The following is a 23,549-nucleotide window of genomic DNA, read 5'->3' as shown; positions in this document are numbered from 1 at the left end:
CTCAGCTCTGCGAGACTTTGAGGCGACGCTCGGGCAGCGCCTCGTTGGCCACCATCTCGCCGAAGGGGCTGACGAAGGCCAGGCCATCGCCGGCCTGCGGGCGCGCCACGTCCAGGTGGGGGAACAGCAGCTCCGCCACGCGGTAGGACTCTTCCAGGTGCGGGTAGCCGGAGAAGATGAAGGTGTCGATGCCCAGGTCCGCGTATTCCCTGACCCGCGCGGCCACGGTGGGGCCATCGCCCACCAGCGCGGTCCCGGCACCGCCGCGTACCAGGCCGACGCCGGCCCAGAGGTTGGGGCTGACTTCCAGCTGGTCGCGCTTGCCATTGTGCAGGGCGGCCATGCGTTGCTGGCCGACGGAATCGAAGCGGGCGAAGGCCGCCTGGGCCTTGGCGATGGTGGCGTCGTCGAGGTGGGCGATCAGGCGGTCGGCAGCGGCCCAGGCTTCTTCGTTGGTCTCGCGCACGATCACGTGCAGGCGGATGCCGAAGCGCACGCTGCGGCCGAGCTTGGCGGCCTTCGCGCGCACCTGCTCGATCTTCTCCTTCACGGCGGCCGGCGGCTCGCCCCAGGTCAGGTACAGCTCCACCTGTTCGGCGGCCAGGTCCTGGGCGGCCTCGGAGGAGCCGCCGAAGTACAGCGGCGGGCGCGGTTGCTGCAGCGGCGGGTAGAACAGCTTGGCGCCCTTCACCTGGATGTGCTTGCCGTCGTAGTCGACGGTCTCGCCCTCCAGCACGCGGCGCCAGATGCGGGTGAATTCGACGGAAGCCTCGTAACGCTCTTCATGGTTCAGGTGCAGGCCGTCGGCGGCCAGCTCGTCCGGGTCGCCCCCGGTCACCAGGTTGAACAGGGCCCGGCCACCGGAGAGGCGATCGAGGGTCGCGGCCTGGCGCGCGGCGACGGTGGGCGAAATGATCCCCGGGCGCAGGGCCACGAGGAACTTCAGGCGCTGGGTCACCGGGATCAGCGAGGCGGCGACCAGCCAGGAGTCCTCGCAGGAACGGCCGGTGGGGATCAGCACGCCGCCGAAACCGAGGCGGTCGGCCGCCTGGGCGATCTGCTGCAGGTAGCCGTGGTCGACAGCGCGGGCGCCTTCGGATGTGCCGAGGTAGTGGCCGTCGCCGTGGGTCGGCAGGAACCAGAAGAGGTTGAGACTCATCGCAATAACTCCAGGGTGAGCGCGCCGGCGTGGCGTAGCCGCGCGATGATGGTTCGTTTACGGGTATCGAAACCTTCCCCGCGCCGTCCTGGCGCGGGGCAAGGCGCACATCACGGCTGCTGGGCGACCTTGGCGGGCGGCGTCCAGATCACGTCCTTGATGCTGAGTTTTTTCGGGATCAGCTTCAGGTCGGTGAAGGTGTCGGCGATCTTCTGCTGCGCCGTGACCACCTCCGGGGAGAGGAACTGGGCGCCGTAGCCCTGGCGCTTCACCGCGATGGCGGTGATGTCCCTGGGCAGGCCGAGCAGCGGTGCGACCTGTTCGGTCACCTTGTCCGGGTCGGCCTTGGAGTCCTCGCCCACGGCGCGCACTTCCTCCACCAGGGTGCTGATCACCTGCGGGTGCTGGGTCGCATACGCCCGGGTGGCCAGGTAGAACTGGTGGTTATCCACAAGCTGGGTGCCGTTGCGCAGGGTGCGTGCCTGCAGCTGTTGCTCGGCGGCGGCCTGGAAGGGGTCCCAGATCACCCAGGCGTCGACGCTGCCACGCTCGAAGGCGGCGCGGGCATCGGCCGGGGGCAGGTACACGGGCTGGATGTCGCTGTACTTCAGGCCCGCCTCTTCGAGAGCGCGGACCAGCAGGTAGTGCACGTTGGAGCCCTTGTTCAGGGCCACCTTCTTGCCGGCCAGCTCCTTCACCGACTGGATCGCCGAGCCCTTGGGCACGAGGATCGCCTCGCTGGTGGGCGCCGGCGGTTCGTAGGCGACGTAGAGCAGGTCGGCGCCGGCGGCCTGGGCGAACACCGGCGGGGTCTCGCCGGTGACGCCGAAGTCGATGGAGCCGACGTTGAGGCCTTCCAGCAGCTGCGGGCCGCCGGGGAACTCGGTCCATTTGACGTCGATGCCCTGGGCGGCCAGGCGCTTCTCCAGGGAGCCCTTGGCCTTGAGCAGCACCAGGGTGCCGTACTTCTGGTAGCCGATCCGCAGGGTCTCGGCCTGTGCCTGGGTGATGGCGCCGAATGCCAGGGCCGCGGTGAACAGCGCAGCCAGGCTCCGACGCAAAGTGATGGTGCGCATGGCGCTCTCCTCGTACTTCGCGGGTGCTTGTGTGTGCGCCTGCTCGCCTCGTTGGCGGGTGAGTAAGGCCGGTTCGGTCGCTCCGGGCACCGCTAACAACTGCCTAGGTTCTTAGCGGTGCCCTCCAGGGAGCGGGTTGTTCGGGTCAGACGCTCCAGCGCGCAGGGCGGTGGAGCACGAGCTCGGGCCGGGGCGCCTGACAGGGGCGCCGTCCTCCGGACTCAGCGGTTGGGCTGCGGCGTCAGGCGCAGGTAGGGCCGGATCGCCTTGTAGCCACGGGGGAAGCGCTGCTTGATCTCGTCCTCGTCCTTCAGCGAGGGGACGATCACCACCTCGTCGCCGTCCTGCCAGTTGGCCGGGGTGGCGACCTTGTGGTTGTCGGTCAGTTGCAGCGAGTCGATCACCCGCAGGATCTCGTTGAAGTTGCGGCCGGTGCTGGCCGGGTAGGTGATGATCAGCCGCACCTTCTTGTTCGGGTCGATGATGAACAGCGAACGCACGGTGAGGGTGTCGTTGGCGTTGGGGTGGATCAGGTCGTAGAGGTCGGACACCTTGCGGTCGGCGTCGGCGATGATCGGGAAGTTGACCACGGTGCTCTGGGTCTCGTTGATGTCGTCGATCCACTTCAGGTGCGATTCCACCGGGTCCACCGACAGGGCGATGGCCTTGACCCCACGGGCGGCGAATTCATCCTTGAGCTTGGCGGTCAGGCCCAGTTCGGTGGTGCACACCGGCGTGAAGTCGGCGGGGTGCGAGAAGAGCACGCCCCAGCTGTTGCCCAGCCACTCGTGGAAACGGATGCGGCCTTCGCTGGAGTCCTGTTCGAAATCGGGGGCGATGTCGCCGAGTCTGATGCTCATCTGTGCAGCTCCTTGAGACTGGATTCGTCGTTCTGTGCGCTCACTATGCCCAGTCTCGAATGAAATCAAAAAGAATAAATAACAATTTATTTATAACTTTGAGAGCTATATCTGCACACCCACAGAAACACCCGCTCAGCATTTGCCAGAGGAGTCGGTCGGCGTTCGGCGAAGCACTGAACCTATAAGTAATGAGTGCCCGACGACAGCATGGGTTTCGCTTCGCTCTACCCATCCCACGATCACTGCCTGGGGCCTGATTCAAGGCACATGGCGCTTTCGTAGGATGGGTAGAGGTACGAAACCCATCGTTGCAGTGCCCGATCACCGCATGGGTTTCGCTTCGCTCTACCCATCCTACGGATCGCTGCCTGGGGCCTGATTCAAGGCACATGGCCCTTTCGTAGGATGGGTAGAGGTACGAAACCCATCGTTGCGGAGTGCCCGATCACCGCATGGGTTTCGCTTCGCTCTACCCATCCCACGATCACTGCCTGGGGCCTGATTCAAGGCACATGGCCCTTTCGTAGGATGGGTAGAGGTACGAAACCCATCGTGCGGGGTGCCCGATCACCGCATGGGTTTCTACCTATCCCACGAAGCCGATGTGCTGCCCTGCCCCGAATCGCGCCCACAAAAAAGCCGCGCCTCCGCCAAAGGCGGAAGCGCGGCTCGTTGACGCCGCTTACAGCAGGGTCAGGGTGTAGCTCACGATCAGGCGGTTTTCGTCCTGGTCGCGGGTGGTGCCACCCACATCGCTGCGGAAGGCCGCGTTACGCCAGGACAGGCCCAGGCCTTTCAGCGGGCCGTCCTGCAGGGTGTAGTCCAGGCGGAAGTCACGCTCCCACTCGCCCAGGTCGCCGCCAGTGGCGTTGTCGATGCCGCTGCCCTTCAGGTAGGTGGCGATGGCCTTCAGGCCCGGTACGCCGGCCTTGGTGAAGTCGTAGCCGTACTCGGCCACCCAGGTGCGCTCGCCAGCGCTGAGGAACTTGCCGATCTGGCGGTCGGTGATCAGGTAGGCAGTGCCGCCATCACCCTGGTTCAGGAAGGGGAAGGCGCTGTCGCCGGACACCTGCTGGTAGCCCAGGCTGGCGGCGTGGCTGCCCAGGGTGTAGGTGAACATGCCGCTCCAGGTGCGGTTGTCGACTTCGCCACGCAGCGGGTCGTTGCTGGCCCATTTGCCGGCACTGCGATAACCCTGGCTACGACCGGCGGCGCTGGAGTTCAGGCCATCGGAGGTGCTGTAGAAGTAACGCAGGTCGGACTTCAGGGAGCCCGGGCCGACCGGCAGCACGTGGGTCAGGCCCAGGAAGTGCTGTTTGTAGAACTCATCGAGGTTGCCGTAGTAGTACTGGGCCGTCAGGTCCTTGGTGACCTTGTAGTCGGCACCTGCGTAGTAGAACTTGTTCTCGAACTTGCCCGTCTGCGCATTGTTGGCGCCGCCGATGGACAGGCCCCGGGCATCGCTGGAGTTACGGCCCTTGGCGTGTTCGAGTTGGCCACCGATCAGGGTCAGGCCATCGATTTCGTTGGAGGTGACCTGGCCACCTTCGAAGGTCTGCGGCAACAGGCGGCCGTCGTTGAAGGTCACCACCGGCAGCTTCGGCTGCAGGGTGCCGATACGCCCTTCGGTCTTGGAGATGCGGACCTTGCCGGTCACGCCGATGCTGCCGAAATCATCCACGGCACGGCCATCGCCTTCCGACGGGAACACGATGCCGCCGTAGTTATCGCTGCCGTTGTTGTAGTGAGTGCCCTTGCCGGAATCCAGGCGCACACCCAGCAGGCCCAGGGCGTCAACGCCGAAGCCCACGGTGCCTTCGGTGTAGCCGGAGCTGTAGTTGAAGATGAAGCCCTGGCCCCACTCTTCCTGCTTGGAAGGGTTATTGGTGCCTTCGCGGTTGTCCTGGTTGATATAGAAGTTGCGCAGGCCGAGGGTGGCCTTGCTGTCCTCGATGAAACCGCCTGCGACGGCCTGTTGGGCCAGCAGGCCGCCAGCGATGGCCAGGGCCAGGGTAGATTTGTTCATGCAATGCTCCAGTGGTGCGTGTTTCTAGGTTGTTCTGATGGGTGAGGCGGACACCGCTATATACACAAGTAAATAGCGAAGCGGTATGACCCGCTGGTCATAAATTCCCCGTAGCGCCTTGCCAGCAGGCCTGCCTCAGGTGGCGGCCAATCTAGGACAAGGGATTTAATTCTTAAAAAGAATTTATCGTCACGTTCTTGTAACTAAATCGCATAAATAAGCCGATACCCTCCCTCTGGCGGGGAGCTGCCCCTGGGAGAGGCGACTTCGGTTACTCGAAAGGGCGCGCAAATTACCGACTTTGGCCGTCTGGCGCCATCCCCAATGACGCAGCAGCGGACGGAATTCGCAGTCCCACACCTCTCCCGGCCTGTAAAGGCGGCGGCACCCTCACGGCCGCTCATAAACTAATAACCAAATAGTATTTATTGAGACGTTTTTAGATCATTTAGATTTCGCTCCACCGGACCACCGGACACCCTGAGAAAACCCCGATTCCCGTCCCGTGGCCCGGCCTCCAAACCGGCCCGTCGCCCGTTTAGGAGCACCACCATGATCAGCTCTCTGTTCCCCCGTCGCCTGCTGGCGGCATTGACCCTCGGCGGCCTGGCCATCACCGCGCAGGCCGCGGACTTCACCGTCGCCTACCAGACCACCGTCGACCCGGCGAAAGTCGCCCAGGCCGACGGCGCCTATGAAAAGGCCAGCGCCTCCAAGATCGACTGGCGCAAGTTCGACAGCGGCGCCGAAGTCATCACCGCCGTCGCCTCCGGTGACGTGCAGATCGGCTACGTCGGCTCCAGCCCCCTGGCGGCGGCCGCCACCCGCCAGCTGCCGATCCAGACCTTCCTCATCGCCACCCAGATCGGCGACGCCGAGGCCCTGGTCGCCCGCAACGGCGCCGGCATCGCCAAGCCCGAGGACCTGGTCGGCAAGAAGATCGCCGTGCCCTTCGTCTCCACCGGCCACTACAGCCTGCTGGCCGCCCTCAAGCACTGGAAGATCGACCCGAGCAAGGTGACCATCCTCAACCTCGCGCCGCCGGCCATCATCGCCGCCTGGCAGCGCGGCGACATCGACGCCACCTACGTCTGGGACCCGGCGCTCGGCGTGGCCAAGGCCAGCGGCAAGGTGCTGATCAGCTCCGGTGAGCTGGGCAAGCTCGGCGCCCCGACCTTCGACGCCTGGATCGTGCGCAAGGACTTCGCCGAGAAGCACCCCGAGGCGGTCCGTGCCTTCGCCAAGGTGACCCTCGATGCCTACGCCGACTACCGCAAGGACCCGCAAGCCTGGCTGGCCGACAAGGCCAACATCGACAAGGTGGTGAAGCTCTCCGGCGCCAAGGCCGAGGACATCCCGCTGCTGCTGCAGGGCAACGTCTTCCCGCTGGCTGCCGACCAGGCCACCGCCCTCGGCGCGCCGACCACCCAGGCCATCAACCAGACCGCCACCTTCCTCAAGGAGCAGGGCAAGGTCGATGCGGTGCTGCCGGACTACGCCCCCTACGTGAGCGCCAAGTACGTCACCAACTGATCGGCTGCGCGCCGGCGGGGCGTCGTTGAAAACGACCTGGGCCTGCTCACCTGCAGCAGCCCCGGTCGTTTGCGACTGGCCCCGCTCCAGCTCGCTCGATCCGACACATTCAGAAGAGCGCAAAAGAAAATGGCCTTACTCCAGCTGGAGCGCATCAGCGCACAGTACCCCGGCACGGCCGAGCCGGTACTGACCGACATTTCCCTCACCCTCGGGCCACAGCAACTGCTGGTCGCCCTGGGGCCTTCCGGCAGCGGCAAGACCACGCTGCTCAACCTCATCGCCGGCTTCGTGCCCCCCAGCGACGGCCGCATCAGCCTCGACGGCAAGCCCGTGCAGGGCCCCTCCGCCGAGCGTGGCGTGGTGTTCCAGGACGACGCCCTGCTGCCCTGGCAGAACGTCCTCGGCAACGTCGCCTTCGGCCTCGAACTGGCCGGCGTGCCCCGTGCCCGGCGCGAAGCCAAGGCCCGCGAGATGCTCGCCCTGGTCGACCTCGCCGGCTTCGAGAAGCGGCAGATCTGGGAACTCTCCGGGGGCCAGCGCCAGCGCGTCGGCATCGCCCGGGCCCTGGCCGCCGACCCGCGCGTGCTGCTAATGGACGAGCCCTTCGGCGCACTGGATGCCTTCACCCGCGAACAGATGCAGGAGTTGCTGCTGCAGGTCTGGCAGCGCGCCGCCAAGCCGGTGTTCCTGATCACCCACGACATCGAGGAAGCGGTGTTCCTCGCCACCGACCTGATCCTCCTGTCACCCAACCCCGGCCGCATCAGCGAGCGCCTGACCCTCGACTTCGGCCGCCGCTACGCCGCCGGCGAGAGTGCACGGGCGATCAAGTCCGACCGGGCCTTCATCGAAACCCGCGAGCACGTCCTCGCCCAGGTCTTCGCCGAACGGCAAAGGAGAAGCGCATGAGCAGCCTCGACCTGCCCCTGCCGGAAAACAAGGCAGCGGCCCCTGTACCCCGCCCCTGGCGCCTCTCCACCTTCGCCATCAGCAGCCTGACCCTCGTCGGCCTGCTGCTGGCCTGGTGGGCGGTGACCACCGCCGGCCTGATCGAGCCGCTGTTCTTGCCCAGCCCCCAGGCGGTGCTGCGCAAGGGCTGGCAGCTGGCCACCCAGGGCTACATGGATTCCAGCCTCTGGGCGCACCTGCTGGCGAGCCTCGCGCGCATCGGCACCGCCCTGCTGGCCGCCGTGCTCACCGCCATCCCGCTGGGCATCGCCATCGGCCGCAACCGCATCGCCCACGGCATCTTCGACCCGCTGATCGAGTTCTACCGGCCGATCCCGCCGCTGGCCTACCTGCCACTGATCGTCATCTGGTGCGGCATCGGCGAGCTGTCCAAGGTGCTGCTGATCTTCCTCGCCATCTTCGCCCCCATCGCCATCGCCACCGCCACCGGCGTGCGCAACGTCAACCCGGCGCGCCTGCGCGCGGCGCAATCCCTCGGTGCCACCCCGGCGCAACTGATCCGCCATGTGGTCCTGCCCAGCGCCCTGCCGGACATCCTCACCGGCGTGCGCATCGGCCTCGGCGTCGGCTGGTCGACCCTGGTCGCCGCCGAACTGGTGGCCGCCACCCAGGGCCTCGGCTTCATGGTCCAGTCGGCCGCGCAGTTCCTGGTCACCGACGTCGTGGTGCTCGGCATCCTGGTCATCGCCCTGGTCGCCTTCGCCCTGGAACTCGGCCTGCGCACCCTGCAACGCAAGCTCGTGCCCTGGCACGGGCAGAACCACTGATCGAGGCCCGTCATGCCCCTGCACATCACCCCCCTCAGCCCCGCCCTTGGCGCCCTCGTCGGCGGCGTCGACCTGCGCGAGCCGCTGAGTGCCGAACACCGCGATGGCATCGAGGCCGCCCTGCTCAAGCACCAGGTGCTGTTCTTCCGCGCCCAGCCCCTGGAGCCCACCCAGCAGGCACGCTTCGCCGCCCAGTTCGGCGACCTGCACATCCACCCGATCTACCCCAACATCCCCGAGCAGCCGGAAGTGCTGGTGCTCGACACCGCCGTCACCGACGTGCGCGACAACGCCCTCTGGCACACCGACGTGACCTTCATGGAAACCCCGGCCCTGGGCGCCGTGCTCAGCGCCAAGCTGCTGCCACCGGTGGGGGGCGACACCCTCTGGGCCAGCAGCAGCGCCGCCTTCGAGGCGCTCTCGGCGCCGCTGCAGCGGATGCTCGAAGGCCTCACCGCCACCCACGACCTGGCCCGTTCCTTTCCCGAGGAGCGCTTCAGCCTGACGGCGGAGGAACGCGAGAAACTGGAAGCGGCCAAGCGCAAGCACCCGCCGGTCAGCCACCCGGTGGTGCGCACCCACCCGGTCACCGGGCGCAAGGGGCTGTTCGTCAGCGAAGGCTTCACCACCCGCATCAACGAGCTGTCGGCGGCGGAAAGCGACGCCCTGCTGCGCTTCCTCTTCGCCCACGCCACCCGCCCGGAGTTCACCCTGCGCTGGCGCTGGCAGGAGAACGACGTGGCCTTCTGGGACAACCGCATCACCCAGCACTTCGCCGTCGACGACTACCGCCCCGCCCGCCGCGTGATGCACCGCGCCACCATCCTCGGCGACAAGCCGTTCTAAGGGGCTCCCGCCCACCGTCTGTGGGAGCGAATTCATTCGCGAAGCAGCCTACAAGGCTGCCCTTGGCAACACCGGGGAGCGCTTCGCGCTCCTTTCGCGAATGAATTCGCTCCCACGAGTCGCCCCTACAAGGCGTCAGCGCGAACACCATGGCCGATCCCTGCACGTTCACGTCCGTTCCCTGCAACCAAAGGCCGCACCCGCTGGTCTAGGCTTCCCCCTGCCGGCAGAATGCGCGCCGGCATAGCCCTGGAGAGCCCCATGACGGACCGCATCCCCGACCACCTCGACCTGCCCGAACTGACCCTGCGCGGGCTGGTCCTCGGCGCGCTGATCACCCTGGTGTTCACCGCCTCCAACGTCTACCTCGGCCTCAAGGTCGGGCTGACCTTCGCCTCGTCGATCCCCGCCGCCGTGATCTCCATGGCGGTGCTGCGCTACTTCAAGGGCTCGAACATCCTCGAGAACAACATGGTGCAGACCCAGGCCTCGGCGGCCGGCACCCTGAGCTCGATCATCTTCATCCTTCCCGGCCTGCTGATGATCGGCTACTGGGCCGGCTTCCCCTTCTGGCAGACGGCGGCCATCTGCGCCATCGGCGGCATCCTCGGCGTGCTCTACACCATCCCCCTGCGCCGGGTGATGGTGGTGCAGAGCGAGTTGCCCTACCCCGAAGGCGTGGCGGCGGCGGAGATCCTGCGTGTCGGCAGCGGCGATGACGAGGGCGCCGACGGCAAGCCCGCCGCCCGCGACAGGAACGAGCCCGGCCTGCGCGACATCCTCGGCGGCGGCCTGGTGGCCGCGGCCTTCAGCCTGTGCAGCAGCGGCTTCAAGGTGCTCGGCGAAGGCATCAGCGTCTGGGCCACGGCCGGGCAGACCGCCTTCCGCTTCACCACCGGGTTCTCCTTCGCCCTGGTCGGCGCCGGCTACCTGATGGGCATCACCGCCGGCATCGCCATCCTCATCGGCGTGCTCATCTGCTGGGGGGTCGCGGTGCCGCTGCTCACCATCAACGCCACGCCCGCCGCCGGCCAGGCCATCAGCGACCTGGCCACCCAGCTGTGGAGCTCCCAGGTGCGCTTCCTCGGCGCCGGCACCATCGGCATCGCCGCGCTCTGGACCCTGGCCACCCTGTTCAAGCCCATGGCCCAGGGCGTGTGGACCTCGCTGCAGGCCGTGCGCGGCAAGGCCGAGGCCAGCACCGCGCGCACCGAGCGCGACCTCTCGGCGCGGGCCATCCTGTCGCTGGCCGGCATCCTGCTGCTGGCGCTGTTCGCCGTGTTCGGCTTCTTCCTCCACGAGGCGGCACCGGAGCTCACCGGCCCGGGCTTCTGGGGCATGGTCGCCGGCTGCGTGCTGTTCGCCTTCTTCTTCGGCTTCCTGATCGCCGCCGCCTGCGGCTACATGGCCGGCCTGGTGGGCTCCTCCAGCAGCCCGATCTCCGGCATCGGCATCATCGCGGTGATCCTCGTCTCGCTGCTGATCCTCGGCATGGGCAGCCTGGAGACCGGCCTGCTGCAACTGGCCGGCGGCAAGGTGGCCATCGCCCTGGCGCTGTTCACCACCGCCGTGGTGCTGGCGATTGCGGCCATCTCCAACGACAACCTGCAGGACCTCAAGACCGGCTACCTGGTCGGCGCCACGCCCTGGCGCCAGCAGGTCGCGCTGATCGTCGGCTGCCTGGCGGGCGCCCTGGTGATCCCGCCGGTGCTCGACCTGCTCTACAACGCCTATGGCTTCGCCGGCGCCCTGCCCCGTGAGGGCATGGACCCGCAACAGGCCCTGGCCGCGCCCCAGGCCACCCTGCTCACGGCCATCGCCAGCGGCATTTTCAAGAACGCGTTGAACTGGAACATGATCCTCATCGGCGTGGTGCTCGGCGTCGCGCTGATCCTCATCGACATCATCCTGCGGCGTACCAGCAAGGCCAGCCTGCCGGTGCTCGCGGTGGGCCTGGGCATCTACTTGCCGCCCACCATCGGCATGACCCTGGTGGTCGGCGCCGTGCTCAGCCGGGTGATCGAGGGCCGCCTGCAGGCCCGCGCCCAGGCCGCCGGGGAAGACCCGGAGCGCTACGCCGAAGTGCCGCGCCGCCGTGGCGTACTGCTCGCCTCGGGCCTGATCGTCGGCGAGAGCCTGATGGGCATCCTGCTCGCCGGGCTGATCGGCGGGACCGGCCAGGACGCCCCGCTGGCCCTGGTCGAGGCAGGCTTCTCGGGCACCGCACAGTGGCTCGGCCTGCTGGTCTTCGCCCTGGTGTGCGTAGGCTTCTGCCGTCATGTACTGGGGTCGCAACGCAGTTCCTGAAACGCGTGTGAACCCCTTGGCAAACCTGTTCGTTCCCCCCTTTTTCGGGGGGAACTGTCGCTATGCTGGCTGCCTAACTGGAGTGAGAGCCAACATAGACAGGGCCCGTCAGCCATGAGTGCAGCCATCTACATAGTTCCTGAAAAGCCCCTCGCGGGCATCGATGACTTCGTCAACGGCAAGGCCGTGGCCAGCGTGGACGAGGTCGAACTCGACGAGCTGTGCAAACGGCTCAAGGTGAAGTCCCTCTGGGCCTTCGTCAGCCAGGACCCGGGCGACTTCGCCGATCTGCTCGAAGAAGGCGACATGCCGGACCTCGGCGACAGCCTGCCCGACGAGCAGTGGTTCAACGCCGAGGACGGCCTCAAGACCGTACGCGCCCTGCAGGGCCACCTGGTCACCGAGCCGCGCGCGCTGTCCAACTCCACCGACTTCCTCGAAGACCTCCAGGAATACGAGTGGGTGCTCAACGCCCTCGCCGAGCAGGAAATCCGCTGGCACTTCGAAGTGGATTTCTAAGCTCCGCCTCGCCCGCATGAACCGCTTTCGTAGGATGGGTCGGGCGGCGTTCCGCGAGGTACGAAACCCATCAATGCGGAGTCTCCGGCAACAGCATGGGTTTCGCTTCGCTCTACCCATCCTACGAGCTAGGAGCCCGGGACCGTCGGCGCCTCGGCCAACCCCCGCAGGTAGTCCCAGGGATAGATCCCGCGCTCGTGCCCATCGCTGAATACCAGCTGCACGCCGTAGCCCTGCGGGTGGATGGCGGTGAGACGCACCGCCTCGTCCACCAGCGGTATGGCGCCACGGATGCGCGCCGCCTTGCACTGCGAGCAGGGGCAGGCGCCGCGCAGGCGGGCGTGGCTGATGGCCTGGCGCTCGCCATCGCGCCATTCCAGGGTCAGGCGCCCTTCGCTGCGGGCATTGCGCAGGCCGGCGGGGGCGTCCATCAGGCCGCCCCTTGCAGTTGCACCAGGGCGATGCGCACCGCCTTGCGCACTTCCGGATCACCATCGGCTTCTGCCGCGCGCAGGGCCGGCACGGCCCACGCATCACCCAGCTCGCCCAGGGCCAGCGCGGCTTCCTTGCGCAGGTTGGCGATGCCGTGCACCAGCAGCCCGGCGAGCCCCGGTGCGGCCGGGCGATGACGCAGGCGGCCGAGGGCACGGGCGGCGCGCAGGCGCACCTGCCAGTAACTGTCGTCCAGGGCAGCGAGCAGGGCCGGGCCGGCCTCGTCCAGGCCCACCTTGCCGAGGGTGGTGGCGGCCTCTTCGCGCACCTGCCAGGCCTCGTCGGCCAGGGCCGCGCGCAGGGCCGGCAGCACGCTGGCGTCGCTGGCCAGGCCCAGGGCGCCGGTGGCGGCGCGGCGCACGTCGGTGTCCGGATCATCGCTGGCCAGGCGCGCCAGGGCCGGCAGCGCATCGCTGCGCTTGAGCCAGCCGAGGATGCCCACCGCCTCGCGGCGCACGCCGGCATCACCGTCCTCCAGGGCCTGCAGGGCCGGCGTGACGGCGGCGTCCAGGCGCAGCTCGCGCAGGGCGCGCAAGGCACTGGTGCGGACGAAGGCGTCGGCATGGCGCACCCAGGGCAGGATCAGCTCGCCCGCATCCAGGCTCTTCAGCTCGCTCAGGCTCTGCGCGGCGGCCAGGCGCACCGGCTCGGCGGGGTCCGCCAGGGCGGCGCAGAGGGCCTGTACCACATCGGGCTCTTCCCAGGCCTCCAGCAGGCGCGCAGCCTCGGCGCGCACCTCGGCGGCCGCGTCGGCCACCAGGGCGTCGGTGAGCCAGGGCAGGCCTTCGGGGTCCTCCAGGTCGGCCAGTTCGATCAGGGCGATGCGGCGCACGCCGGCGTCCTCATCGGCGAGGCGCGGCAGCAGGTCGAGAATCTCGGGGTTGTCGGTTTCGCGGTGGGTCATAGGGCGACTCGCAAGGGCGGGTGGTCGGTGGGCAGGCCGAGCGGGGTGAGGCGCGGCAGTTCGCGGCCTTCCTCGTGGCGCAGCAGTTCCAGGCAGTGGCGCTTGAGGTGGGTGAAGCCGGGGCTGGTCAGCAGGCTGGCGCGGCGCGGCCGTGGGAAATCGAGGCGCAGGTCCTCGATGAAGCGGCCGGGGCGCGGGCTCATCACCAGGATGCGGTCGGCGAGGAACAGCGCTTCGTCGATGTCGTGGGTGACGAACACCACGGTGGTGCGGATGCGCGTCCAGATATCCAGCAGCAGCTCCTGCATGCGCGAGCGGGTCTGCGCGTCGAGGGCGCCGAAGGGCTCGTCCATCAGCAGCAGGCGCGGACGGTTGATCAGCACCCGGGCGATCTCGGCGCGCTGCTGCATGCCGCCGGAGAGCTGCGCGGGCCAGCGCCCGGCGAAATCGGCAAGGCCCACCAGGCGCAGGAACTCGGCGGCCTGGCGACGGCGCTCGTGCTTGCCGATGCCCTGCATCTTCAGGCCGAAGGCGACGTTGTCGAGCACGCTGCGCCAGGGCAGCAAGGTGTGGTGCTGGAACACCATGCCGCGCTCCGGCGAGGGCCCGTCGACGGCGCGCCCGTCCACTTTCAGGGCGCCGGTGCGCGGCCGCAGGTGGCCGGCCAGGGCGCCGAGCAGGGTGGACTTGCCGCAACCCGAGGGGCCGAGGATGCAGACGAACTCGCCGGGGGCGATGGAGAAGTCCACCGCCTGCACGGCGTCGAAGGCCTGGGCGCCCTCGCCGAGGCGGATGGACAGCTGCCGGCCCTCGATGCGGCCGGGTTCGACGGCCTGCTCGAATGCGCTCATCAGGCGTTCCTCCGCGTGCGGTACCAGGGCGTGGCGAGGCCGCCGAGGCGCTTCACCAGGCCGCTGCTGCCCATGCCCAGCAGGCCGATCAGCAGCATGCCGACGACGATGTCCGGGTAGTTCTGCAGGGTGTAGGACTCCCAGGTGTAGTAGCCGATGCCGAACTGCCCGGAAATCATCTCGGCGGTGACCAGGCAGAACCACGAGGTGCCCATGCCGATGGCCAGGCCGGTGACGATGCTCGGCGCGGCGCCGGGCAGGATCACCTCACGCAGGATGGCCAGCCGCCCGGCACCCAGGCTGCGCGCCGAGGCCACCAGGCGCAGGTCGACGCCTTCGACGCCGTGCACGGTGTTGAGCAGGATGGGGAACAGCGCGCCGGTGAAGGTGATGAACACCATCGACAGCTCCGAGGACGGGAACATCAGGATGGCCAGGGGAATCCAGGCCACCGCCGGGATCGGCCGCAGCACTTCCAGGGGCGGCAGCAGGCTGTACTCGGCCCAGCGCGAACGGCCGATGGCCAGGCCCAGCAGCACGCCGACGATGGCGGCGGCCAGGTAGCCGGCGAACACCCGCGCCAGGCTGCTGGAAAGGTGCGCCAGCAGCTTGCTGGAATGCACCAGCTGCCAGGCGGCCTCCAGCACCGCGCCCGGCGTGGGCACGTAGCTGAAGGTGATCAGCCCCAGGTCGAGCCGCGCCGTGGCCGCCAGCTGCCAGCACAGCAGGCAGGCGGCCAGGGAGGCGAGGCGCAGGGGCCAGCGAAAGAGGGATGTCATGGGCTTCTCCTGCAGGTTGGCGCCAAGCGGAGCGCGGCCCAACAGGGCCCCGCTCGGCATGGGTGCGTTGGGCTTCGCTGCGCTCAGCACCGGCCTGCGTATTCAGCGGCTGGCCAGGGCCTGCTTCTGGTTGGCGCTGGTGAAGTCCAGCGCGGTGCCGCCATTGGCCTGGGCGTAGCGCTCGGCCTGGTCCTTGAGCAGGAAGGCGGACAGCTCGCCCTTGTCGTTGCGCACGAACCAGGCCTGGTTGGCCAGCAGCTTGATGCCGCTGTCGGTGGCCTGGGCGTAGATGGCGCGGATGTCCTTGCCCTCCTGCTCCAGCTGCGCCAGGGCGGCCAGGGCCGCTTCCGGGGAGGCGTAGTGGCGCACCTTGTCTTCGCCGCGCACCCAAATCTGCGCCAGGCGCCTGAAGTCGGTGATCGGCTTGCCGGTGGCGGCGTCATTGGCCACCAGCGGCAGCGGGGCGTAGTTCTTCAGCGCCTTGTCGTAGTCCTGCCCGGCGTCCTTGAAGGCCGCACGGATGAAGCGGTCATCGATGAAGGTGCCGGTGTCCAGGCCGCGGTCGGTCTTCTTCAGCAGCTTGAGGGTGTCGATGGAGGTGGCCACCGCCTGGCGGTATTCCGGCTTCCAGGTGAGGTCGCGGGTCTGCAGGCCGAGGGGGCCGTGGAACAGGTAGTTCACCTCGGCCTCGATGCCGGCGACCTTCTCGATCAGCTCGCTGTACTTCTCCGGCTCGGCGGCCAGCAGGCGGTCGGCCTCCAGGCTGGCGCGCAGGTAGGCGGTGACCACTTCCGGGTACTTCTCGGCGTAGGCGGCGTCCACCAGCGCGCCGTGGAAGGTCGGCGCCCCGGCCTGGGAGCCGTCGTAGATCTTCCGCGCGAAGCCGCGGTTGGGGAACAGCTCGGCGAAGGGCACGAAGTCGGCGTGGGCCTCGATGCGGTTGCTGCGCAGGGAGGAGCCGGCGATCTCCGGCGGCTGGGCGATGATGCGCACGTCCTTCTCCGGGTCCCAGCCCTGGGCGGCGATGGCGCGCAGCAGCATGCCGTGGGCGGTGGAGGCGAAGGGCACGGAGATGGTCTTGCCCTTGAGCTCGGCGATGGACTGCACGCTGGATGAGGCCGGCACCACGATGCCGTTGCCGCTGCCCCGGGTGCTGCCCGAGAGCACGCTGATGAACAGGCTGCGCTTGCCGGCGTCGAGGTGGGCGACGCCGTTGAAGGAGCCGGGGAAGTCGGCCATGGCGCCGAAATCCAGCTTGCCGGCGACCATCTCGTTGGTCAGCGGCGCGCCGCTGGTGAAGTTCTTCCACTCCACCTCGTAGTGGGCGTCCTGGTACTTGCCGTCATGGGGCAGGTACTTCTCCAAGAGGCCCAGCTCGCGGATCAGCAGGCCGCCGGTGGCGCAGTTGATGGTGGTGTCCTGGGTGCCGATGGCGATGCGGATGGTCTCGGCGGAGGCGGACGCGGTGGTAACGGCCAGCGCGAGGCCGGCGATGGTTGCACGTAGGCTCATGGTTCCCCTCGAATCATTGGTCGGGTTGTCGTCTCCGCCACATCGTCGGTGGTGGGAAACGAGGGGGCTTGCAGGCAAGGCGTCCGGCGGCGGGCCGGATGGCGGGTGTCGTTCTTGTGGGTAAAGCGGATCAGCGCAGCAGGTAGGGGATCTCCACCTTCACCGCGCCGGTCGGGCAATCCTTCTCGCAGGGCATGCAGTACCAGCACTCGTCGAAGGCCATATAGGCCTTCTGGGTCGCCGGGTTGATGGCCAGCAGGTCCATCGGGCAGACCTCGACGCACACGGTGCAGCCCTTGTGGGCGATGCACTTGTCTTCGTCGACCGTCACCGGCGCGCTGCTGCGGAAGAAGATGTCCTGGGGTTGAAAGGCCATGTCACGGGTCCTTGGAGCCTTGGGCTCTCTGTTCTGTAGGGTGGGCTTCAGCCCACCGTGGAAGCCCTGCGTAGCGCCATTTGGTGGGCTGAAGCCCACCCTACGGTTGAATGAAAAGCGCGGATTGGGCGGCTTCGGTCTTCACCCGCAGGCGGTCGTAGGCACTCTGTTCTTCCGCATCCAGGGCGATCAGGTAGGGCTCCACCGGCTTCTTGAAGCTGGTCATGGCGCCGTCATCGCCCTTCTTCAGGTGGCAATGGCAGAACCACTCGGCGTCGTTGCGCTCGGGGTGGTCGACGCGGTGGTGGTAGAGGCCCCAGCGGCTTTCCTCGCGGAACAGCGAGGCGCGGGCGGCCATCTCGGCGCAATCGCGGATCACGCTGACTTCCATGGCACGCATCAGCTCGTGGGGGTTGTTGGCCTTCATCTGCCCGAGGTCGCGCTCGATCTCGGCGAAGCGGGTCAGGCCGATCTCCATCTTCCTGGTCACCTTGGGCGGCTGCAGGTAGTCGTTGACCATGCGCCGCAGCTTGTACTCGACCTGGGCCGGCGGCAGGCCATGCTCGCGGTGCAGCGGCGCGTAGACCCGCTCGCGCTCGCGCTCCACCTGGGCCGGGTCGACGGCGGCGAAGTCACGCCCGGCCACGTAGTCGGCGGCGTTGACGCCGGCGAACCAGCCGTAGGTGAAGGCGCCGAGCATGTAGTTGTGCGGCACGGCGGCCATGTCGCCAGCCGCGTAGAGGCCCTTCACCGAGGTCTCGGCCTTCTCGTTGACCCACACGCCCGAGGCGGAGTGGCCGGAGCAGAAGCCGATCTCGGAGATGTGCATCTCCACCATCTGCTGGCGGTAGTCGGTGCCCCGGCCGGCGTGGAACTGGCCACGGCTGGGGCGCTCGTTGCTGTGGAGGATCTCCTCGATGGTCTGGATGGTTTCCTCGGCCAGGTGGTCCAGCTTGAGGAACACCGGGCCGTTGCCGCCTTCGAGCTCCTGGTGGAACTCCCACATCATCTGCCCGCTCCAGTAGTCGCACTCGATGAAGCGCTCGCCCTTGTTGTTGGCGGTGTAGCCGCCCAGGGGGCCGGTGACATAGGCACAGGCGGGGCCGTTGTAGTCCTTGATCAGCGGGTTGATCTGGAAGCACTCCAGGTTCGCCAGCTCCGCCCCGGCGTGGTAGGCCATGGCGTAGCCGTCGCCGGCGTTGGTGGGGTTCTCGTAGGTGCCCATCAGGTAGCCCGAGGACGGCAAACCCAGGCGCCCGGCGGCACCGCAGGCGAGGATCACCGCCTTGGCGCGGATCACCTGGAAATCGCCGCTGCGGCAGTCGAAGCCGAGCACGCCGCAGGCGGCGCCGTCCTCGTCGAGCAGCACGCGGGTGGTGACCAGGCGGTTGGTGATGTTCACCCGCGCACGCTTGAGCTGGCGGTAGAGCACCTTCTTGATGTCGTGGCCCTCGGGCATCGGCAGCACGTAGGCACCCATGTGGTGGACCTTCTTCACCGCGTAGTCGCCGGTCTCGTCCTTCTCGAACTTCACTCCCCAGCGCTCCAGTTGCTCGATGGTCGCGAAGCTGTGGGTGGCATAGGCGTAGACGGCGGCCTGGTTGACGATGCCGTCGTTGGCCACGGTGATTTCCTTGGTGTACTGCTCGGGCGTCGCGTGGCCGGGGATGATGGCGTTGTTCAGCCCGTCCATGCCCATGCTGATGGCGCCGCTGCGCTTGACGTTGGCCTTGTCCACCAGCAGCACGCGCAGCTCGCGGTTCTTCTCCTTGGCCTTGATCGCGGCCATGGGGCCGGCGGTGCCGCCGCCGATGACGACGATGTCGTACTCCTGCTCCAGGGTGTTCATGCCTGTGCTCCCTTCTGGCGGTCGATGCGCAGGCGGTACTGGAAGGCATCGCCGCGGTAGTAGAGGTGCTCGAAGTCCAGCGGCGCGCCGTCGGCGGTGTGGGTCAGGCGCTCGATGCGCATGATCGGCGAGCCCTCCTCCACCTCCAGGGCCTGGGTCAGGTCGCTGTCGGCGAGCACGGCGTCGATGGCGAGGTCGGCGTGGCCCAGGGGGATGCCGCAGTCGTTCTCGAGGATGAGGAAGATGTCGCGGGTGACCAGGTCGGCCTTCTCCAGCTTCTCGCCCACCGCCAGGGGCAGCCAGGTGAGTTCCAGGGACACCGGCTCGCGGTTGATCAGGCGCACGCGCTTGATCTCGATCACCGGGCTGCCCTCCTCCACCTGCAGCCGCTCGGCCACCAGCGCGCTGGCCGGCACCTGCTTGAAGCTGCGCAGGCGGTTGAGCACCTCGTAGCCCATCTGCGTCATGGACTCGGCCAGGCCCTGCAGGGTGGAGACGTTCTGGAACGCCTTGGGCTTGGCGACGAAGGTGCCCTTGCCGTGGATCTTGAAGATCAGCCCTTCCTTCTGCAGGTCGCCCAGCGCCTGGCGCACGGTGATGCGGCTGACATCGAAGGCCTTGCCCAGCTCCGCCTCCGAAGGCATGCGGCTGTGGGGGGGATAGGTGCCATCGAGGATGCGCCCGCGCAGCAGCTCCTTGAGCTGGCTGTAGAGGGGCACCGGGGAAAGGGGAAGCAGTTCGGCCATGTCGTCGCTCGCTCGTGATCCTTACTTGTTATAACAAGTTATGGCGCGAGGATAGCGAGCATAACGAGAGCGGTGGAAATACCGATATCGAATAAGGTTAGAAGCCGGACCGCACCGTTTTGAAAATATTTTTCATTTCCAGGTGAGGTATCTGCCCACCACGTCCGTGTAGGAGGTGGAATGCGATTTATTCGCAAAGAAATCCATCAGCCAGGGGCAGGTCACACCCATGAAGTACAGGACATCGCGGTTGCAGGGTGGCGCGTTCAAGCGCCTCGGTCTGGTTTCGGCGCTGCTCGCCCTCGGCCCTGCCGGTGTGCTGCCGCAGGCGCTGGCCGCCGATGCCGAGGCCCCCGCCACCGCGCTGGCCAGCGTGCACGAGTTCGCCATCGCCGCGCAGCCGCTGCCCCAGGCCCTGGCCGCCTTCACCCGGGCCACCGGACTGGCGCTGGTCTACACCGAGGACGCCGCCTACCAGGTCCAGGCCCCGGCGGTGAACGGCCGCATGAGTGCCGAGCAGGCCCTGGCACGACTGCTGGCGGGCAGCGGGCTGAGTTATGCACAGGTCAACGCCGGCACCCTCACCCTGGTGCCCCGCAGCGATGACGGCGCACTGAACCTCGACGCGGTGAACATCAACTCCCGCCAGCTGGCCGACGGCAGCTACCAGCCTCCGCCCACCACGCGCCTGATGCGCTCGGAAACCCCGCTGCTGGACATTCCCCAGGCAGTGGCCGTAGTGCCCCAGCAGGCGCTGCTCGACCAGCAGCCACAGAACCTCGACGACGCCCTGGCCAACGTCAGCGGCATCACCCAGGCCAACACCCTCGGCAGCACCCTGGACGCGGTGATGAAGCGCGGCTTCGGCGACAACCGCGACGGCTCGATCCTGCGCGACGGCATGCGCACCATCCAGGGCCGCAACTTCACCGCCAGCGCCGAGCGCGTGGAAGTGCTCAAGGGCCCGTCCTCGATGCTCTACGGCATCCTCGACCCGGGCGGGGTGATCAACGTCATCAGCAAGAAGCCGCAGCTGCAGGCCTACCGCGCCATCACCGGCCGCGCCTCCACCTACGGCGACGGCAAGGACGGCAGCGGCGGCACCCTCGATGTCACCGGCCCGCTGGGGGATTCCGGCCTGGCCTACCGGGTGATCGCCGACTACGACGACGCCGACTACTGGCGCAACTTCGGCCACAGCCGCGACAAGACCTTCGCTCCCTCCTTCGCCTGGTACGGCGAAGACACCACGGTGAACCTCAGCTTCGAGCACCGCGAGTACAGCACCCCCTTCGACCGCGGCACGATCTTCCTCAACGGCAAGCCCCTGTCGGTGCCGGCCGAGCGCCGCCTGGACGAGCCCTACAACGTCACCGAGGGCCGCTCGGACCTGACCATCTTCGACCTCTCGCACCAGCTCAGCGAAGATTGGAAGGCCCACTTCGCCTACAGCTACAACCGCGACACCTACGACGACTACCAGGCGCGGGTGCAGAGCCAGAACCCCAACGGCACGCTGCGGCGCCGTCTGGACGGCACCCGGGGCGCGGTGAGCACCGAGCACTTCGCCACCTTCGACCTGGACGGCCAGGTGCAGCTGGGCGGCATGCAGCACGACCTGCTGATGGGCGTGGACCACGAGTACCGCAAGTTCTTCCGCGAGGACCTGATCCGCCAGAACACCAGCCTCGGCTTCAACCCCTGGAACCCGGTCTATGGCCAGGTACCGGTGCCCACCACGGTGGCCGCCAGCGACAGCGACCAGACCGACCGCGTGGTCAGCCAGTCCGCCTTCTTCCAGGACTCGGTGCACCTCAACGAGCAGTGGATCTTCATCGCCGGGGCGCGCTACCAGCTCTACGACCAGCTCGCCGGTCGCGGCCGTCCGTTCACCAAGAACACCGATATCGACGGTCAGCTCTGGGTGCCCCGGGTCGGCCTGGTCTACAAGATGACCGACGAGCTGTCCCTCTACGGCGGCTACACCGAGTCCTTTAAACCGAACTCCACCATTGCGCCGCTGAGCGGGACCGGATCGGTGAACGCGATGGCTCCGGAGGAGGGCAAGAGCTGGGAGATCGGCGCCAAGCTGGATATGCCGGGCCGCATCACCGGCACCCTGGCGCTGTTCGATATCGTCAAGGAGAACGTCGCCGTGACCGAACTCGATGGCTCCAACCGAGCAGTGGGTGAAGTCCGCTCACGTGGCATTGAGCTGGATGTCACCGGCCAGGTCACCGACAACCTCAGCCTGATCGGCACCTTTGCGTGGCTGGATGCGGAGCTGACCAAGGACCCGCTCTACAAGGGCAACGAACTGCAGAACGTTGCCAAGCGCAGTGGCTCGCTCTCGGCGGTCTATGACTTCGGCCAGGTGTTCGAGGGTGATCGTTTGCGTGCAGGCTTTGGTGGTCGCTACATCGGCTCCCGTGAGGGCGATGTCGCCAACAGCTTCAACCTGCCTCACTACGCGGTAGCCGACGCCTTCGCCGCCTACGAAACGCCCTTGGGCAACGACAAGCGTCTCAAGCTGCAGCTCAACCTGAAGAACCTCTTCGACAAGACCTACTACAGCTCCTCGGTGAACCAGTGGAACGTCTCCATCGGCGACCCGCGCCTGGTGCAGCTCTCCAGCACCCTGGAGTTCTGAGCCCCGCAGGTAGAGCCAGGCGTAGGGTGGACGTCGCTCTTCACGTCCACCAGCGGAGCCCCGGTCGGCGCCTGAGTACCGATCCACTCCGCATGGTGGACCGGTGAAGCGGGGTCCACCCTACGTCCGGTATTGCTCCATGCTCTGTGCATCGGCGTCGATCCCTTCGCGAATCAATGCGCTCCCACGGAAAAGCCGGTGCCGAGGGTGGACGTCGCCTTTCACGTCCACCAGGCGGCTTCGGGGGCAATAGCGATCAGACGCCGAAACGATCGGTCTCCAGGCCCGCGAGCCCGGTCGGCGTGGCCTCGTCCGCCTCGGTGATGTGGCGGACCATGGCCTGGGCCAGGGGCGAGAGGCTGTAGCCGACGCGGCTGACCACGCCGTAGCGGGTGTAGCACTCCTCCAGGTCGGCCGGCAGGTCCACCGGCTGCAACGCCACCAGGGCGCCCTCGCCGAGGAAGGGCGCGAGGTTGCCCTGGCCGGCGATGCCGATGGCGTCGGAGTTGAGCACCACGTTGAGCAGCGCGTAGCCGTGTTCGCATTCGACGTTGGGGGTGAAGTCCTGGCGGCCGCTGTAGTCCACCAGCACCTTGCGGATGTTCGGGGGGCGGAAGGTGGTGGCCAGCGGGTAGGTGAAGATGTCCGCCGTGCGCACCGCCTCCCGCTGCGCCAGCGGGTGGCCGGCGCGGCAGCAGAAATGCCACTTCTGCGGCTTGAGCTTGTGCACCCGGTAGTCCGGGTCCGCCTCGAAGCGGCGGGTGTCGGCGACGAAGAACTCGATCTCCTCGCTGACCAGCCGCCGGTTCAGGTCCTGCCAGGCGTCCACCTGGAATTGCACCCGCACCTGCGGGAATTCGCCGATGAAGCTTCCCACCGCGCGGGGGATCAGCTGCGCCGCCGGCGCCGGGCCGCTGCCGAAGCGCACCGTCCCCGACTGCAGGCCGTTGAACTGGGCGATCTCGTTGGCCAGGTTGTGCGCGCCGTGCACCAGGCGCCGCGCATGCTCCAGCACCAGCAGGCCCTGCCGGGTGGGGTGCAGCTCCTTGCTCGCGCGGTCCACCAGGCGGCAGCCGGCGCTGTGCTCCAGGGCCTGGATGCTGCGGCTGAAGGCCGACTGGGAAAGGTTCACCGCCGCCGCTGCGGCGACGAAGCTGCGGTGTTCGGCGAGGGCCACGAAGTGGCGGAGCTGGCGCAGGTCGATATGCATTTTCTACATGAAAAGATTCGGTGGATTGCAATTGCCGCAGGCGGCCCCGCTCCTTATAAAGGCAATCTCTTATTCCTCAAAAAACGAAATAAAACTATTGATATGCAATTGA

Annotated in this window: 20 protein-coding genes; 7 read left to right on the top strand and 13 right to left on the bottom strand. The window is 67.6% G+C overall.

What is annotated here, in order from left to right:
* Position 1 precedes the first annotated feature (1 nt).
* From ssuD to ACYJSS_RS03045, 4 genes are all read right to left on the bottom strand, one after another.
* Positions 2–1,159: an FMNH2-dependent alkanesulfonate monooxygenase gene (gene ssuD, locus ACYJSS_RS03060; RefSeq protein ID WP_111260823.1), complete on the bottom strand. Its 1,158-nt coding sequence runs from the start codon at positions 1,157–1,159 to the stop codon at positions 2–4.
* A 110-nt stretch (positions 1,160–1,269) separates the two neighbouring features.
* On the bottom strand, positions 1,270–2,235 hold the full coding sequence (locus ACYJSS_RS03055; RefSeq protein ID WP_111260824.1) for a sulfonate ABC transporter substrate-binding protein: 966 nt from the start codon (positions 2,233–2,235) through the stop codon (positions 1,270–1,272).
* 221 nt (positions 2,236–2,456) lie between these two features.
* A complete protein-coding gene (locus ACYJSS_RS03050; protein ID WP_111260825.1) occupies positions 2,457–3,095 on the bottom strand; it encodes a peroxiredoxin in 639 nt (212 codons plus the stop codon).
* Between the two features lie 685 nt (positions 3,096–3,780).
* Positions 3,781–5,124, bottom strand: coding sequence for an OprD family porin (locus ACYJSS_RS03045; protein ID WP_111260826.1), 1,344 nt, complete (start codon positions 5,122–5,124; stop codon positions 3,781–3,783).
* A gap of 552 nt (positions 5,125–5,676) precedes the next feature.
* Here ACYJSS_RS03045 and tauA point away from each other — a divergent pair.
* From tauA to ACYJSS_RS03015, 6 genes are all read left to right on the top strand, one after another.
* Positions 5,677–6,657 (top strand): taurine ABC transporter substrate-binding protein, encoded by a 981-nt coding sequence (tauA, locus tag ACYJSS_RS03040; protein WP_111260827.1) that lies wholly within the window; start codon positions 5,677–5,679, stop codon positions 6,655–6,657.
* A 129-nt stretch (positions 6,658–6,786) separates the two neighbouring features.
* Entirely contained in the window at positions 6,787–7,569 is a 783-nt protein-coding gene (gene tauB / locus ACYJSS_RS03035; RefSeq protein ID WP_044413892.1) for a taurine ABC transporter ATP-binding subunit, read from the top strand.
* Positions 7,566–8,396 (top strand): taurine ABC transporter permease TauC, encoded by an 831-nt coding sequence (gene tauC, locus ACYJSS_RS03030; RefSeq protein WP_111260828.1) that lies wholly within the window; start codon positions 7,566–7,568, stop codon positions 8,394–8,396. Before tauB ends, tauC begins: the two co-directional genes overlap by 4 nt.
* A 12-nt stretch (positions 8,397–8,408) precedes the next feature.
* Positions 8,409–9,242 (top strand): taurine dioxygenase, encoded by an 834-nt coding sequence (gene tauD, locus ACYJSS_RS03025; RefSeq protein ID WP_172434927.1) that lies wholly within the window; start codon positions 8,409–8,411, stop codon positions 9,240–9,242.
* A 261-nt stretch (positions 9,243–9,503) separates the two neighbouring features.
* Complete coding sequence (locus tag ACYJSS_RS03020) at positions 9,504–11,549, top strand: OPT family oligopeptide transporter (RefSeq protein WP_111263037.1); 2,046 nt, start codon at positions 9,504–9,506, stop codon at positions 11,547–11,549.
* 114 nt (positions 11,550–11,663) lie between these two features.
* On the top strand, positions 11,664–12,068 hold the full coding sequence (locus ACYJSS_RS03015; RefSeq protein ID WP_111263036.1) for a hypothetical protein: 405 nt from the start codon (positions 11,664–11,666) through the stop codon (positions 12,066–12,068).
* A 128-nt stretch (positions 12,069–12,196) separates the two neighbouring features.
* On the opposite strand, the gene ACYJSS_RS03010 is transcribed toward ACYJSS_RS03015, so the two are convergent.
* The 8 genes from ACYJSS_RS03010 to ACYJSS_RS02975 form a co-directional block, all read right to left on the bottom strand.
* Positions 12,197–12,499, bottom strand: a complete 303-nt coding sequence (locus tag ACYJSS_RS03010; RefSeq protein WP_111263035.1) for a DUF971 domain-containing protein — start codon at positions 12,497–12,499, stop codon at positions 12,197–12,199.
* A complete protein-coding gene (locus tag ACYJSS_RS03005) occupies positions 12,499–13,464 on the bottom strand; it encodes a HEAT repeat domain-containing protein (RefSeq protein ID WP_111263034.1) in 966 nt (321 codons plus the stop codon). The genes ACYJSS_RS03010 and ACYJSS_RS03005 overlap by 1 nt, the downstream gene beginning before the upstream one ends.
* Entirely contained in the window at positions 13,461–14,315 is an 855-nt protein-coding gene (locus ACYJSS_RS03000) for an ABC transporter ATP-binding protein (RefSeq protein WP_236204393.1), read from the bottom strand. The genes ACYJSS_RS03005 and ACYJSS_RS03000 overlap by 4 nt, the downstream gene beginning before the upstream one ends.
* A complete protein-coding gene (locus ACYJSS_RS02995; protein ID WP_373875088.1) occupies positions 14,315–15,094 on the bottom strand; it encodes an ABC transporter permease in 780 nt (259 codons plus the stop codon). The genes ACYJSS_RS03000 and ACYJSS_RS02995 overlap by 1 nt, the downstream gene beginning before the upstream one ends.
* 102 nt (positions 15,095–15,196) lie before the next feature.
* Complete coding sequence (locus ACYJSS_RS02990) at positions 15,197–16,606, bottom strand: ABC transporter substrate-binding protein (protein WP_111263031.1); 1,410 nt, start codon at positions 16,604–16,606, stop codon at positions 15,197–15,199.
* Between the two features lie 130 nt (positions 16,607–16,736).
* Positions 16,737–16,982 carry a 4Fe-4S dicluster domain-containing protein gene (locus tag ACYJSS_RS02985; protein ID WP_111263030.1) on the bottom strand — a complete coding sequence of 82 codons (246 nt, stop codon included), beginning with the start codon at positions 16,980–16,982 and terminating at the stop codon, positions 16,737–16,739.
* Between the two features lie 100 nt (positions 16,983–17,082).
* Complete coding sequence (locus ACYJSS_RS02980; RefSeq protein WP_236204394.1) at positions 17,083–18,831, bottom strand: fumarate reductase/succinate dehydrogenase flavoprotein subunit; 1,749 nt, start codon at positions 18,829–18,831, stop codon at positions 17,083–17,085.
* Positions 18,828–19,577, bottom strand: coding sequence for a GntR family transcriptional regulator (locus tag ACYJSS_RS02975; RefSeq protein ID WP_111263028.1), 750 nt, complete (start codon positions 19,575–19,577; stop codon positions 18,828–18,830). Before ACYJSS_RS02975 ends, ACYJSS_RS02980 begins: the two co-directional genes overlap by 4 nt.
* Positions 19,578–19,806: 229 nt before the next feature.
* On the opposite strand from ACYJSS_RS02975, the gene ACYJSS_RS02970 reads away from it, so the two are divergent.
* Positions 19,807–22,227, top strand: a complete 2,421-nt coding sequence (locus ACYJSS_RS02970; protein WP_236204395.1) for a TonB-dependent siderophore receptor — start codon at positions 19,807–19,809, stop codon at positions 22,225–22,227.
* Positions 22,228–22,483: 256 nt separating this feature from the next.
* On the opposite strand, the gene ACYJSS_RS02965 is transcribed toward ACYJSS_RS02970, so the two are convergent.
* Positions 22,484–23,437 (bottom strand): LysR family transcriptional regulator, encoded by a 954-nt coding sequence (locus ACYJSS_RS02965; RefSeq protein ID WP_111263026.1) that lies wholly within the window; start codon positions 23,435–23,437, stop codon positions 22,484–22,486.
* Positions 23,438–23,549: the final 112 nt, after the last annotated feature.

Source organism: Pseudomonas sp. No.21 (assembly GCF_054558415.1).
The sequence above is the reverse complement of the archived record's forward strand: the minus strand, read 5'-3'. Positions and strand labels throughout refer to the sequence as shown.